The 15,430-nt window shown below is 33.0% G+C and carries 13 protein-coding genes; 3 read left to right on the forward strand and 10 right to left on the reverse strand.

Annotated features, from left to right (window positions below):
* Positions 1-3: 3 nt before the first annotated feature.
* Together BXU10_RS01915 and BXU10_RS01920 are read right to left on the reverse strand one after the other, a co-directional pair.
* Positions 4-336 (reverse strand): PadR family transcriptional regulator, encoded by a 333-nt coding sequence (locus BXU10_RS01915; protein WP_017498072.1) that lies wholly within the window; start codon positions 334-336, stop codon positions 4-6.
* 223 nt (positions 337-559) lie between these two features.
* Positions 560-1,039 (reverse strand): DUF4870 domain-containing protein, encoded by a 480-nt coding sequence (locus BXU10_RS01920; protein ID WP_223255370.1) that lies wholly within the window; start codon positions 1,037-1,039, stop codon positions 560-562.
* 230 nt (positions 1,040-1,269) lie between these two features.
* On the opposite strand from BXU10_RS01920, the gene BXU10_RS01925 reads away from it, so the two are divergent.
* Positions 1,270-1,722, forward strand: coding sequence for a DUF4442 domain-containing protein (locus tag BXU10_RS01925; RefSeq protein ID WP_078225877.1), 453 nt, complete (start codon positions 1,270-1,272; stop codon positions 1,720-1,722).
* Between the two features lie 70 nt (positions 1,723-1,792).
* On the opposite strand, the gene BXU10_RS24910 is transcribed toward BXU10_RS01925, so the two are convergent.
* From BXU10_RS24910 to BXU10_RS01965, 8 genes are all read right to left on the reverse strand, one after another.
* Positions 1,793-1,948 (reverse strand): hypothetical protein, encoded by a 156-nt coding sequence (locus tag BXU10_RS24910; protein WP_189328046.1) that lies wholly within the window; start codon positions 1,946-1,948, stop codon positions 1,793-1,795.
* Between the two features lie 195 nt (positions 1,949-2,143).
* A complete protein-coding gene (locus BXU10_RS01935; RefSeq protein ID WP_078225879.1) occupies positions 2,144-2,812 on the reverse strand; it encodes a hypothetical protein in 669 nt (222 codons plus the stop codon).
* 80 nt (positions 2,813-2,892) lie between these two features.
* Positions 2,893-5,133, reverse strand: coding sequence for a multicopper oxidase family protein (locus BXU10_RS01940; protein ID WP_078225880.1), 2,241 nt, complete (start codon positions 5,131-5,133; stop codon positions 2,893-2,895).
* A 6-nt stretch (positions 5,134-5,139) separates the two neighbouring features.
* Entirely contained in the window at positions 5,140-7,557 is a 2,418-nt protein-coding gene (locus tag BXU10_RS01945) for a heavy metal translocating P-type ATPase (protein ID WP_078225881.1), read from the reverse strand.
* A 216-nt stretch (positions 7,558-7,773) separates the two neighbouring features.
* Positions 7,774-8,334: an AraC family transcriptional regulator gene (locus tag BXU10_RS01950; RefSeq protein ID WP_078225882.1), complete on the reverse strand. Its 561-nt coding sequence runs from the start codon at positions 8,332-8,334 to the stop codon at positions 7,774-7,776.
* A gap of 2 nt (positions 8,335-8,336) precedes the next feature.
* The gene (locus tag BXU10_RS01955; protein ID WP_078225883.1) at positions 8,337-8,867 is read right to left on the reverse strand and encodes a DUF3347 domain-containing protein; all 531 of its coding nucleotides are present in this window, start codon (positions 8,865-8,867) and stop codon (positions 8,337-8,339) included.
* A 98-nt stretch (positions 8,868-8,965) separates the two neighbouring features.
* Positions 8,966-9,325: a hypothetical protein gene (locus tag BXU10_RS01960; protein WP_223255371.1), complete on the reverse strand. Its 360-nt coding sequence runs from the start codon at positions 9,323-9,325 to the stop codon at positions 8,966-8,968.
* Positions 9,326-9,395: 70 nt separating this feature from the next.
* Positions 9,396-10,229: an AraC family transcriptional regulator gene (locus BXU10_RS01965; RefSeq protein ID WP_078225885.1), complete on the reverse strand. Its 834-nt coding sequence runs from the start codon at positions 10,227-10,229 to the stop codon at positions 9,396-9,398.
* Positions 10,230-10,330: 101 nt separating this feature from the next.
* Here BXU10_RS01965 and BXU10_RS01970 point away from each other — a divergent pair, with 101 nt between their 5' ends.
* Positions 10,331-11,497, forward strand: a complete 1,167-nt coding sequence (locus BXU10_RS01970) for an MFS transporter (protein WP_078225886.1) — start codon at positions 10,331-10,333, stop codon at positions 11,495-11,497.
* Positions 11,498-12,168: 671 nt separating this feature from the next.
* Positions 12,169-15,420 (forward strand): TonB-dependent receptor, encoded by a 3,252-nt coding sequence (locus BXU10_RS01975; RefSeq protein ID WP_078225887.1) that lies wholly within the window; start codon positions 12,169-12,171, stop codon positions 15,418-15,420.
* The last annotated feature ends 10 nt before the right edge of the window (positions 15,421-15,430 follow it).

The following is a 15,430-nucleotide window of genomic DNA, read 5'->3' on the forward strand; positions in this document are numbered from 1 at the left end:
GACTTATTGATTTTGATTGGTGATTAGTTTTACGGCGTCAGACAATTCTGTCCAGGTTCCGCTAAGTTCGTTTAAAAATGTTTGTCCTATTTCGGTTAATCCATAATATTTTCTTGGTGGCCCCGATGTCGATTCTTCCCATCTGTAATTGAGTAAACCGTCGTTTTTTAGTCTGGTTAAAAGAGGGTAAACAGTTCCCTCAACAACTAATAATTTTGCGTTTTTTAAAGTGTCTAGTATTTCAGATGTATATGCGTCTTTTTCTTTTAGTACCGATAAGATGCAAAACTCAAGAACACCTTTGCGCATCTGTGCTTTTGTGTTTTCAATGTTCATAATTTCATTTCATTTTTTTTAGATTGAACAATTCGTTTTTTGATTGATGATGATTGATGATTGATGATTGATGATTGATGATTGATGATTGATGATTGATTGTTTTTTAGGAGCTGTTTCCTGCTATCCGCTTTATCTTTTGTGGCGAACCCCGCCACAAAAGGATGCCGCTTCTATCAGGGCTAGGGCTCTTGGGAATCTATAACTTTTAATGTTTAGCAGATTACTTTATAAAAGGAATTGTTAGCGGATATTTGTATAATTCTCCGTTTGAAGCTTTTATCGAAGCATAAATCACTAAAAAGAATTCAACAAATTTTAATAATCCAAAAAGAACTACTGCTGTAATTCCAACACTTAAAAGACCAATGTTTCCCTCAAGATTAAAATTTCTGATGATAAAATCTTCATCATTAATAATCGCTTCGATTGGAAGATTCTGCAAAAATACAGTTACAAAAATCGGAATTGCAATAAGTGCTAAAATCAAAGTGTAAAGCAATAAGCTTAACTGAAAGTTCAAAGCCTGTTTTCCGTGGTGATCTGCAAATTCAGATTTATCTTTATAATTTGTCCAGATGATAAGTGGAAAAATATAATTCCCAAACGGAATGATGTACTGACTTAATGTACTCAAATGAGTAAATGCTGCTGTATTCTTTTCTGATGTTTTTTCCATGATGAGTGGTGTTGATGTTTTCATGATTAAAAGTATATAGTAATTTCTTATGCAAATATATATCTAAAAGACAGTATCTTGTTTTACATAGTACCAAATATTAACATTATTTTAACAAAAACAAAATTTATATTTGAACTCTAATTGATTGAAAATCATTCTCAAGTATTGATTTTATTGGGGCTTTTAGAAAGTACACTCAATTTATTGTGCACGCATAGTTTTTTTGTATTTTTACATAAAAAATATATCAAATGGCAGTTTCAGTTTCAAAACTCAATAAATTTGTGTTGTTCAAATTACCATCAGCTTACTTTTGCGGGGTACGTGTTAAAGCTATTAATCAGAATAGTTGCACTGTAACGGTAAAGCACAGATGGATCAATCAAAATCCTTTTAACTCGATGTATTTTGCTGTTCAGGCAATGGCAGCTGAGTTAACGACCGGAGCATTGGTCATTTCACAAATTCAGGAAAGCGGAAAGAAAATTTCGATGTTGGTTGCCAACAACAAAGGAAACTTCACAAAAAAGGCTACAGGCAGAATTACATTTGTCTGCAACGATGGGCATTTAATTACAGAAGCTATTAAAAGAACAATAGAAACAGGCGAAGGACAGACCTTCTGGATGAAATCTATAGGAACAAATGAAGAAGGTGCTCAGGTTTCTGAAATGGATTTTGAATGGAGCGTTCGTTTGAAATGATTTTATGCAAAAACTATAAATAACAAAAAAGACCTCAATTGAGGTCTTTTTTGTTGAAATACAATTCGAATTATTTTTTTGCACAACAGGATTTTTTCTCAGCAGCTGTTTTTTTGCAGCAAGATTCTTTTTTAGGTTTTTCTTTTTTAGGAGCTGATTTTGTGTCTTGTGCTTGTAATCCAATTGTGAATAAAGCGATGGCTAAAACAGTAAATAATTTTTTCATTTTTGTTTAATTTAATTGTTAATTATTTTTCTTTTTTTTGATTGAAGATTTGATGTCAAAATATTTTAAACATATGTCTATAAGTAAATATAAACTAAAAAGTTAGAATTTTTTTAATCTTTCTTCTCTATCCAATTTTATTTTGTCATTCTTTTCTTTTTGTAATTTTTCCATATTAGGAATGATTTTATCACTTTAACTTGTATAAATATCGAAATCAAAAATTTCAATTCTATTATTTATCTCTACTTCACAATATTTATTTATTTTTAAATCAAACGTAAGTAATGCTCTTATTTTATTCTCTTCGGAAGCAAAGAAATACTGGTAAAAGCTATTTTTATACTTTTTGAATTTTAAATCCTTACAAGTATTGGGTGTTGTTTTTTCTTCTGATTTATGTCCTTTTCCCTTGTATTTTTCCAAAATAATATCTCTGTACTCTTTTGATAAACTGGCACTCATGTAAAACAAATTATCATTTTTAAATTTTAAAAGGGGATTCTTTATGTATATACCATTGGTTAAAAAAATAGGAATAAAAATAACTTTAATGGAATCGTTTAATGAAGCTATTTCCATATTGTATGAACTTTTTATGTTCTCGAAATCTGGTTTGACTTCATATGCTATTGATTCATCTAGTGGATCATTATTAAGTTCACTTTGAGCAACTTTATATAATAAATAATCCTCTTTATTTTTTATTGTTGGTAATCCATAAATGTTACAGCTGAGACATATGTTCGAAAAATACCGGAATGTTGTAGAATTAATTACTAAAGATCCAATACGATTTGGACAATCTTGTGCATAATCAATATTGGATATTAGTAAAATGTATAAAAAAAATATTTTTTTCATAAATTAATAATTTTAAAAACACAAATTTAGTGACTATCTAAAGCATAATCTTATGGTAAACCGTAATTTTTTCTTTTTTACTAATAATTCAAATTAACCCCAAAACCAATTCCCATATCACTATCATAGTGCGTCGTGATTCCGAAGTTTCTGGCAACGATATATTTCAAACCAGCCATATATTCTTTATCAGTATTCCACATTAAATTCATTCGTAAACTTCTCGCAAGCGGAATGTCTTTTCGCTCAAATTGTAAACGAACATTTCCATCGGTATAAACCTCAACTTGTGCTTTTACCAGCATTGGCAACGTATATTCAAGACCAGCACTAAAAACTGAACGATTGTCTTTGGTATTACTTTGTCCAAAAAGATTTTCTTCATGCTCGTCCATTCCCATTTTTCGGTAACGCCAGTCAAAACCGATAAAAGGCATTAACCATTGATTTTTTCCGATATATCTTCCAATATGGGTTTCGGTTTCGTAGCCATGTTCGTTATTATAACCCAGCCTCCATTCCGTTCCGATGCTCCAACGCGTATTGCTAAACATCGCTTCACCATCATTTCCATTTGTAGCAAAATCATTTTCGCCCATAAAATGAAACATACGATCATCCATTTTTAGCATTTTATAAGCCATTTCAGCATGGTGAATTAGCGGATTTGGAGCTGAATTTTCGTAACTAAAAATACGTCCCATTCCTGCCATCATGTGATATAAAATATGACAGTGAAAAAACCAGTCGCCGTCTGCATTTGCCTGAAATTCGATCGTATCGGTTTCCATTGGCATAATATCAATCACATTTTTTAATGGAGAATAATCGCCATGTTCGTTTAGAATTCTAAAATCGTGTCCGTGTAAATGCATTGGGTGGCGCATCATCGAACCATTATATAATGTAATACGAATGTTTTCTCCTTTTTTAATTAGAATCTTATCTGTTTCAGAAACTACTTTATTGTCTAAACTCCAAACGTAGCGATTCATATTTCCGGATAAAGTGAAACGTAATTCCTTTACTGGCGCATCTTTTGGAAAGTTCGTTTTAAGAGGAGATTTCAGCATTCCGTAATTCAAAGTCACAATTTCTGAAGTTTCAGTACTGTCACTTTCCATTTTCATTCCGTCCATATTATGATTCGAATGGTCCATTACAGGTTTTGCATTTTCATCTTCCCCCGAAATTTCAGGATACATTACGGCATTCATGTCCATTTTATTCAAAGACATATTCATGCCCATGTCATTCATTTCGCCGTTCATTTTCATCATGTCGTTCATCATTTTCATGCCTTCAAAATATTTTAATTTCGAAAGATGATGAACGGGCTGTTTTTCACCATTTCCTAAAAACAAAGACGCAGATCCAGTTCTGTCTTCGGCTGTAGCCAAAAAAGCAAAAGATTTATGGTCTTCAGGAATCGTAACGACAACGTCATAGGTTTCAGAAACGGCAATTATCAAACGATCGACTTGTACAGGCTCAACGTCATTTCCGTCGCTGGCCACAACGGTAATTTTTCCTCCGCCATAAGTCAGCCAGAAATAACTGGAAGCGCCTCCGTTGGCAATTCTTAAGCGGACTTTTGAGCCGGGTTTAAGGTCTGAAAACTGTTGCTCGTTTTTACCATTAATGAGGAACTTTTCATAATAAACATCGCTTACATCCATCGCGTTCATTCGTTTCCATTCGTTGGTTACTTTGGTCGAAAAATGGCCTTGTTTTACAGCTTCGGCATAACTTTGAGTCGTGCCCTTTTTTATGGCAAACCAATCGTTGGCATTGTGCAGCATTCGCTGTACATTTTCCGGCTTAAGATCGGTCCATTCGCTTAAAATGACTGGAATTGTCGGCAAATCGTCAATGCCTTTTCGAATAGTCGGATCGTCTTTTTTCTTATTGATAATGAAAAGTCCGTACAAACCAATTTGCTCCTGCAGACCAGAATGACTGTGATACCAATAGGTTCCATTCTGAATAATTGGAAAAGTATATTTATGAGTCGTTCCAGGTTCAATCGGCATTTGTGTTAAATATGGTACGCCATCTTCTTTATTGGGTAAAAACAATCCGTGCCAGTGCATCGAAGTGGTTTCTTTTTTGAGTTCGTTATGCACATAAATTTCGGCAATATCGCCTTCGGTAAAAGTCAAAGTCGGCATCGGGATTTGTCCGTTAACCGAAATCGCACGTTTTTCTTTCCCCGAAAAATTGACAATCGTATCAAGAACGTGCAAATCGTATCGCACCACTTTTTGGGCTTTTAGCTGAAAAGAAATTAGTGAAAGTATAAAGAGGTATTTGATTTTCATATTAGATTATAATTTTAAATTTCTCAATCGTAAAGCATTTACGATTACCGAAACAGAACTTAAACTCATAGCAACCGCTGCCAACATCGGCGAAAGCAAAATCCCAAAAATTGGATATAAAATCCCTGCTGCAATTGGCACTCCTAAAGTATTATAAATAAAAGCAAAAAATAAATTTTGTTTGATATTTGACATTACAGCATGGCTGAGGTTTTTGGCTTTGACAATTCCGTTTAAATCTCCTTTTACCAAGGTAATTTTGGCACTTTCAATCGCAACATCAGTTCCTGTCCCCATCGCAATTCCGATATTAGATTGTGCTAAAGCAGGCGCATCGTTGATTCCGTCTCCGGCCATTGCAACAATCTTTCCTTCAGCCTGAAGACGTTCGATTTCTTTCAATTTATCTTCGGGAAGACAATCCGCTTTAAAAGAACTCAAATGCAAATGATCGGCAACCGTTTTTGCTGTGTTGTAGTTATCTCCAGTCAGCATAATTACTTCAACGCCTTGATCTATTAATTCTTTGATGGCTTTTGCACTGTTTTCTTTAATCGCATCGGTAATGGCAACATATCCTAAAACTTCTTTTTCAATAGAAATGTACGAAATTGTTTTTCCAAGATTTTGTTCGGCAGTTACTTTGTTTTCTAAATCTGAGTTGATCGAAACTCCAATTTCATCCATTAGTTTTTTGTTTCCTAAAGCTACTTTTTTGCCTTCTATAGTTCCTAAAACTCCTTTTCCGGCAATAGTTTCAAAACCCTGAACTTCTTTTAATGTAGTATTTTTTGCTTTTGCGAAATTGACTACGGCCTGCGCCAAAGGATGTTCACTGTGTTGATTTAAAGAAGAGATGTTTTCAAGGAGATAATCTTTGTCATTATTAATGGCATAAATTTTTTCTACAGATGGTTTTCCTTCCGTAATGGTTCCTGTTTTATCAGTAATTAAAACATCAATTTTATTCATGTTTTCTAAAGCCTCGGCATTTTTGATTAAAATTCCGTGCTGAGCACCTTTTCCTACACCAACCATAACCGACATTGGAGTTGCCAATCCAAGCGCGCAAGGACAGGCAATAATTAAAACCGCAATAGCATTGATCAATCCGTAAACATAAGCGGGTTCCGGGCCAAATTTTGCCCAAATAAAGAATGTCAAAATCGAAATAAAAACAACTGTCGGAACAAAATATTTAGAAACACGATCGGCTAATTTCTGAATTGGCGCGCGAGATCTGCTGGCGTCATTTACCATTTGGATAATCTGCGAAAGCATGGTTTCTGAACCCACTTTCTCAGCAATCATCACAAATGATTTGGTGCCGTTTATCGTTCCTGATATTACAACATCTCCAACTTTTTTATCTACCGGAATTGGTTCTCCGGTAATCATCGATTCGTCTATGCTGCTTTCGCCAGAAGTTATTTTTCCGTCAACCGGAATTTTTTCTCCTGGTTTTACTCGTAATAAATTTCCTTTTTGAATGTTGTGAATTGAGATTGATTTGTCGTTTCCGTTTTCTACTAAAGTTGCTTCGGTTGGTGCTAATTTCAATAATTCTTTTATTGCGCCGTTTGTTTGTCCGTGTGCTTTTGCTTCCAATAATTGCCCTAATAAAACTAAAGTGATAATTACGGTCGCAGCTTCAAAATACAAATGAATCGTTCCGTGATGCGATTTGAATTCCGATGGAAAAATATCCGGAAAAAACATTCCGACAATACTAAAGAGAAAAGCAACACTGGTTCCAATTCCAATTAAAGTAAACATATTCAGATTCCAAGTCACAATAGATTTGTAAGCGCGAACGAAAAACATCCAACCCGCATAAAATAAAACGGGAAGAGAAAATAGAAACTGAACCCAATTCCATTTTTCAATAGATATTATATTGTAAAGTGGATTATTTGGAATCATTTCTGACATTGAAATGATGAAAATAGGAAGCGTAAACAAAATCGCGATTTTCATTTTCTTCAATAAATCAGTATAGGTTTTGTTTTCTTGACTTTCTGAAGCTTGCATTGGAACTAAATCCATTCCACAAATTGGACAATCTCCGGGTTTATTATAGGTTTTATCGCCTTCGCAATGCATTGGGCAGTAATAAATGCCATTTGCACTGTGCTGATGTACTTTTTTAGTATGCTCGTGATTGTCTTTTTTATGGACAGAACAGCAGGATTTAGCAGCTTCGTCATGATTTTTAGGAGAATCCATTTCAATAGTATAATTTCCAGCAGCTGCTAAAACTTCCTGAAATTTCTCTGTCGGAACATGTTTTTCCATTGTTATCCTAGCCGTTGGCGGATTCAAAGTTACTTCTGCCTGAACGCCTTCGATTTCATTCAAAGTTTTTTCTACTTTGGTTCGGCATCCGTTGCAAGACATTCCTGAAATTATATATTGATGAGTCATTGTATTGGTTTTAAGTATTACAATGCAAATTTCTGAACTATTGACGAGTTAGGTTTGTAGAATTTTGTGAATGATTTGTAAGATTTACGAAGATTTACGAAGATTTTTGTTTCACGCAGATTCTGCAGATTGAGCAGATTTAATTTTGATAATTTTAAATATCTGCTCAATCTGTTTAAATCTGCGAGAGAATAATTTTTTCGACTTTGCGAGAGATTATATATTCTCGATCTGAATACGCTTTTTATCTTTTGATTGTTTGAATGAAGTAGGCGTAAAACCCGTAATTTTCTTGAACTGATTGCTCAAATGTGCCACATTGCTATAGTTTAGAATGTCTGCAATTTCACTTAACGAAAGCTCATTATAAATCAATAACTCTTTTACTTTTTCAATTTTCTGACTGATGAAATATTTCTCAATCGTGGTGTTTTCAATTTCCGAAAATAGATTACTCAGCGAATTATAATCCTGATTTAAGTTTTCAGCTAAATAATCAGACAAGTTAATTTTGAGATAGTTGTTTTTATGATGAACTAAATCGACGATTAAGTTTTTTATTCTTTCGACAGTTTTTGTTTTTTTATCATCAATTAAATCAAAACCTAAAGTTTGAAGATTTACTAATAAAATTTCTTTTTGCTTATCGTCTAGTTCTTCTTTTAATTCAACTTCACCAAGTTCTACAGAAATAGTATGAAGTCCAAGTTTTTCAAACTCAGACTCCACAACCATTTTACATCGCGCGCACACCATATTTTTGATGTAGAGCTTCATATTTATTTGATTGTTTCTACCACGTTTCCGCAAGTCAGCATCGAAGAACCGTAGTATGGATTCTTAACTGCTTTTTCTTTGCTTAACCAATCAGCGTCTGCCATTGGGCAATATTGTTTGTAGATTGGCTGATCCGGATTTGAAACTTTTATTAAATCATAAGTGCTTTTTGATAATGATTTAAAAGTATCGCGTTGTTTTTTAAGATCTGTTGTAGCTAAAATACTTTTTGCATCAGCAGTTAGTTTTTTAACCACTTTCATCCAAACTGTATGTTCATCGCTTTTCAGTTTATCCATTTTTACAGATGAAATTGCAGTAACCAAATCTTTGGCTTTTGCCGAAGTCAATTTGCTGTCACTTTTTATAAGTGCATCTTTTACATTAAAATAAGCATCATAAACCGGTTGAAGCTGACTTGCATCAACGATTTCTATTGTTTCTGATTCTGATTTTGCGGTATTTGCCTGAATATTGTTTGCACTAAATAATAGAGTTAGTGCTGTTGCTAAAGCTATGATTGATTTTTTCATTGTGTATAGTATTTGAGTAAAGGATTTTATTTCCTTTAAAATTAATTAAAAAAGTTGATTTCAAAAATACCCAATATGGGCTGTCACAAATACAATAATTATATTTTCGGCTTCAGCCAGATTGAAGTAAATCCAGAAGAAATATTGGATTGACTATAAGAAGAAATAGTATTTTTTAAAGAAAAATTGAAAACATCGTTTTGAAAATTAATTTCATTTGAAGTCAAAATAACGAATTGTAACGCTGAGGTACTGCAGCCTGAATGTTGACATTTTCCATCACAATTGTGTTTTTGCTCTTTTGAAGATTTCTTCTCACAGCATTTTTTAGAACAGCTGTTTTCTTCTTTAGCATCAATTTCTTTTTTATGCTCCATATTGCATGCATAAGTATAACTCGGATTCAAAAAGAAACTAAGTGTTATAAAAAGCATTATTATATGGATTTTCTTTTTCAAAGAAATTATTTTTATGAGTACAAATTTAGTTAAAAATGTTTGAGAAAATCACTTTTTAAGATTTCAATAACTACAGTTTCTTAAAATCGGTTGGTTTCATGTTTTTACGCTTTTTGAAATAATTGGTCAAATGACTTTCATCAGTAAAACCAAATTCGTATGCAATTTGCTTAATCGGCAATTGATTGTTGTGAAATCTTTTTTCGATTAAAGTCGTTTTCAGATTATGGATATATTCACGATAACTAATACTGAATGTCCTTTTGAAGTAAGCGCTAAAATACGTTTGCGCAATGTTAAAATGATCTGCAATCACTTTCACCTGAACTAACTTGGGCTTATAAATATTTTGATGAATATAATTGGCAATTTGTTCGTTATCCAAATGCGTCGATTGCATTTGTAGATTCATGCAACGAATGGTTTCTTTAATCAAACCAAAAATCGACAGAATCTGATAGAAAACAATTGGCGAAGAAGTGACATCAATATAATGATTGTAGGTTACGATGTTTTCGACTGTGTTTTTTAAAATCGTTTTACAAGGTTCATCAAACTTCAAAACCGTTTCTTTTAGGATTTTGTCTCGCATGAAACTTTCTGGAGTATTGACTAGGAATTCATCACAAGTCAGATTCTGTTTTGAGTTGAAATAATTATCAGTGAATTTGATAAAAATGAAGCGTGTACTTTTTTTAATATCGAAATAATGTTGGTCATCTGGAGAAATAACAAAAAGATCTCCTGCTTTATAGGGTAACAGATTGTTATTTAAGTGATGAATACCGCTCCCTTTTTTGATATAGATGATTTCGTAATACGTATGTGTATGTGGAGGAAGGTGAAACTTCTCTTCTTCAAATTCATCAAGGACAAGTGTTTTAAACTGATTTAATTTTGGCATAACTTAAATGTACAACTTTATATCGCAAATTTACAATTTATATTGTATGCTTATGACGTAAATTTGCGGTATAGAAAACCTATTCTTTTCTTATCAAAAAAATGAAAAAAAGTCTTATTGCACTCTCATTAGGAGGTTTGACAATTGGCATAACCGAATTTGTAATGATGGGTTTACTGCCCGATATTGCTTTAGATATGAATGTTTCGATTCCGGTAGCCGGATATTTAATTTCAGCTTATGCTTTGGGCGTTGTTATTGGAGCGCCATTATTGGTTATCCTGGGAAGAAATTTTCCTCCAAAAAAAATGCTTTTAATTTTAGCTTTGATGTTAACTCTTTTTAATGCGCTTTCGATCATAGCACCCAATTATAACATTTTATTTGCTTCCAGATTTCTTTCCGGATTGCCACACGGAGCATTTTTTGGGGTAGGAGCGGTAGTCGCAAGCCGTTTGGCCGATAGAGGTAAAGAAGCTCAGGCAATCTCAATAATGTTTTCAGGTCTGACATTAGCAAATTTAATAGGGGTGCCAATCGGTACTTATATTGGACATCATTTTATATGGCGTTATACTTTTATATTAATTGCCATTGTAGGACTGCTGACTTTTTTGTTTATTTTTCTATGGATGCCGAAGTTAGAAAAAAGCAGTGATGTAAATATGAAAACGCAATTGTTGTTTTTCAAAAAAACAGAAGCGTGGCTAATCATTGGAATCACGGCAATTGGTTTTGGAGGATTGTTTGCATGGATTAGTTACATTGCGCCTTTGTTAATCAATATCTCGGGATTTTTACCAGAAAATGTTTCTTATATATTGATATTAGCAGGATTCGGTATGGTTGTAGGTAATTTTGTCGGAGGTAAACTGGCTGATAAATTTTTACCAGCCCCAACAGTTTTCGCCTTATTGTTTATAATGGTTCTCGATTTAATTATGGTTTACTTTTTCTCCTTTAACCAATATGTATCGTTATTTTTTACATTTTTAACAGGAGCCATTTCTTTTTCAGTTATAGCACCCATTCAGATGTTAATGATTAAGACAGCTAAAGATGCAGAGATGATTGCATCTGCAGCACTTCAGGCGAGTTTTAACATTGGGAACGCTTTAGGAGCTTTTTTAGGCGGTTTGCCTTTGGCAGCCGGTTATAGTTATGCATCGCCAAACCTTATAGGTGTTGGTATGGCAATTATAGGGATGATTATAACTTTTGGTTTAATACAAAAACAAAAAACCGTTTTGAAATTACAAACGGAATAATAAATAATCACAATTAGATTTTACTACCCTTAAATTTTATTTAAGGGTTTTTTTATAGCCAAATGTTAAATGATGTGAAATATTTTTTTCTGATTAGAAGAATTAATCTTTATAGAATTCATTTGTGATGTATAATTTTGTTATTTTATCTTTTTAATGTTAATGAATTCTTAAGAAAAGGTTTTTACTCATTTTTGATTCCAATTGACTGTAGGGATTTTTAGAGAAAAATTATGAGAAAATTTCCTGAAAAATGTATTTTTTATTGGGATCGTTAAAATATTCACAGATGATGTAATCGATTGAATTTTGTGCAATAATTTTATCTCATTAAAAGTATAAAAGAATATTTCTTAGTTTTAAAGCAGATAAATTGAATATATGGCATTTTAAAACTGATTATTTTTTTATATGTAATTTTTTTTATGATTATTTTGTGAAATTTAATTTTTTATATAGAATTTTTTTTTATGTTTGTGTAATCGATTACACATTGCTTTTCAATATTTTAAAATATCTATTTTTTGTTTGTTTTCAGGGGTTGCGGAAATAAATTGAAAATTAGTTTTTAACTAAAAATTATATTTTTAAAATATTTTAGAAGTAAAGTGTGATTTAAAAAACCATAAATAAACTTTATAAACATTAATAATTTAACTAAACACTACACTATGAATTTGAAAGATTTATTTAATAAAGGAATAAAGTGCTGTTTTGCATTTGTTTTCTTATTATGCTTGCTTGCCAGTAATAAGGCAAACGCACAAGAGGTAACAGTTGAAGGTGTTGTAAAAGATGCTTCAGGTTTAACCTTGCCAGGGGTTAACGTTTTGGAAAAAGGTACAAAAAATGGGGTTTCAACTGATTTTGATGGAAAATACAAATTGAAACTTTCAAGTTCAAAAGCAATTGTAGAATTTTCTTTTATAGGTTTTACAACTCAGTCAGTTGCTGCGTCTGGCAAAAAAACAATTAACATTGTTTTGGCAGAAGAAGCAAATTCATTGAATGAAGTTGTGGTAGTAGGTTATAGCTCAGTTAAGAAAACTGATTTAACAGGTGCGGTTGCTTCTATTTCAGGTAATGATTTGAAAAAAGTTCCGGTTGCAAACGTTGCTGAAGCCTTAACAGGTCGAATTGCGGGGGTACAAGTTACTTCGACAGAAGGTTCTCCTGATGCAGAAATTCAAATTAGAGTACGTGGAGGTAGTTCACTTACTCAAAGCACGTCTCCATTAATTATTGTAGATGGATTTCCTGTAGCTAGTATGAGTGATGTTGCTGCATCTAATATTGAGTCTATGACAATTTTGAAAGATGCTTCTGCAACAGCAATTTATGGTTCTAGAGGGGCTAACGGTGTAATTATTATTACCACCAAAAGTGGTAAGGACGGTAAAATCGCAGTGAATTTCAACATGTTTTATGGATTGAAAACGATGGCAAATCAAATTGATGTTTTGTCTCCTGAAGATTATGTGAAATTACAATATGAATATGCTTTGCTAAATCAATCAGATGATACAAATTTGACTAACCCAAGTTCATATACCAAATATTTTGGAAACTGGCAAGATGCCGATATGTACAAAGGTCTTAAAGGTAATGATTGGCAAAAACAAATCTTCGGACGTAAAGGTGAAGTACAAAGCCGCGATTTAGGAATTAGAGGCGGGACTGAAATGTTAAACTACAACTTTAACTATACGCACTTTGATGAAAAGGCAATTATGATTGGTTCTGATTATAAAAGAGACAACTTATCTTTGGCGTTAAAAAGTAAAGTAAATGATAAAGTAGAACTTGCATTTACGGCACGTTACTCAGATACTGAAATTAATGGTGGAGGTGTAAACGAGCAAACAGAAAAATCTTCTACTGATTCTCGTATGCGTTCGATTGTTGGTTATGCGCCAATTCCGGTTTCAGGCTTAACATCTGTTGATGATGGAATTGGAGATGGTTCGGATGTATTGGTTAATCCAATAACATCTGTTTATGATAACGATCGTCAACAGTTTCGTAAGAACTTCAATATGTTAGGTAGTATTTCTTGGAAAATTGTAGATAATTTAAAATTAAAAGTAGATTTAGGATTGGATAACTACAATTATTTAGATTATCGTTTTTACGGAAGAACTACATATTATGTTAAAAATACTCCTGCTGCTACCTTACAAGGCTTGCCTGCTTTAATTATGGGGGATGAAAAACAAGAAGGTTTTAGAAATGCAAATGTATTGTCGTACGATTTTAAAAAGGTATTGGGTGATAGTCATCATTTAACGGCTTTATTAGGGCAAGAAACGATTACATCTTCAAAAAATACAGTTACAACTACATTGCATGGTTTTCCATCATTTTTTGATTTTGATTTATCAAGAAGGTTGACAACAAAAGCTACTCCTCAATCTGTAGATAATTTTTATAACCCGGATGATAAATTGTTCTCGTTTTTTGGTAATGCTGTTTACGACTACAAAGACCGTTATTTTTTAACAGCTACATTCCGTGCTGATGGATCTAGTAAATTTTTAGGAAATAACCGTTGGGGTTATTTCCCGGCAGCAGCAGCAGCTTGGAAAATCTCTGAGGAAAGTTTCCTGAAAGATGTTTCATGGATAGATCTTCTTAAAGTAAGAGCAAGTTACGGAGAGGCAGGTAATAACAATATTCCGGTTGGGCAAATGGTACAAACTTACCAGTCTTCAAATACAACTTGGATTAATGGTGTTCAAAACGTAACAGCGGCTTCAACAGTAATGGCAAATCCTGAATTAAAATGGGAAACTACCGTTACACAAAACGTTGGTTTGGATTTTGGATTTTTCAAAAACCGCCTGAATGGTAATGTAGATGTATACAAGAATGTAACAACCGACTTGTTGATGAATTTCTTAACACCAGGTACAGGATATGTGTCTCAATATCGCAATATAGGTGAGATTCAAAATACAGGGATTGAAGCTACTTTAAATATTGTAGCTATAGAAAAAGCGAAATACGGATTGAATTTTTCATTTAATGTTGGAGTAAATAAAAATCGTATTAACTCTCTAGGTCCATTAAGTGAATTCGGGTTCACACAAAATTCAGCATGGACATCTACTATAACTGGTGACTATCAAATGACTGTTGGGTCTTCTATAGGAAATATGTATGGTTATAAAAATGATGGCAGATACGAAGTTTCAGACTTTGATTTTGTTGCAGGTAAATATGTGTTGAAAAGTGGTGTGACTGATTCTAAAGGACTTGTTGGGTCAGAGACTACTGTTCAGCCAGGAGATATGAAATTGAAAGATGTAACAGGTGATGGAAAAGTAGATGCAAGTGATTTATCTGTTATTGGAAATTCTAATCCTAAAAGTACAGGAGGTTTTGTAATAAACGGGAATGCTTATGGATTTGATTTAATGGCAGCATTTAACTGGAGTATCGGTAATGAAGTCTACAATGCTGATAAAATTGAATTTTCAACATCGCTTCCTGGTACAGCTGGTGAATACAAAAATTTAAGTACTGTTATGGCAGACGGAAAAAGATGGACCAATTTAGATCCGTCTACAGGACAATTAGTAACTGATCCAACCGCATTAGCAGCATTAAACGAGAACACGTCGATGTGGTCTCCATTTATGAGCAAAGCAATATTTACAGATTGGGCTGTTGAAGACGCATCATTTTTAAGATTAAATACTTTAACATTAGGGTATACTACTCCTGAAACGGTAACTTCTAAAATTGGACTTTCTAAATTGAGATTTTATTTAACAGCAAGTAATGTTTTTGTTTGGACAAACTATTCAGGTTCTGATCCTGAGGTTTCAACAAAAAGAAAAAACCCAATGACACCTGGAGTTGATTCAAGTCCTTATCCAAGAAGCAGACAAATGATTTTTGGAATGAATCTTAATTTCTAATTTTAAATTA

Source organism: Flavobacterium sp. LM4, assembly GCF_002017935.1.
Lineage (GTDB): Bacteria > Bacteroidota > Bacteroidia > Flavobacteriales > Flavobacteriaceae > Flavobacterium > Flavobacterium chungangense.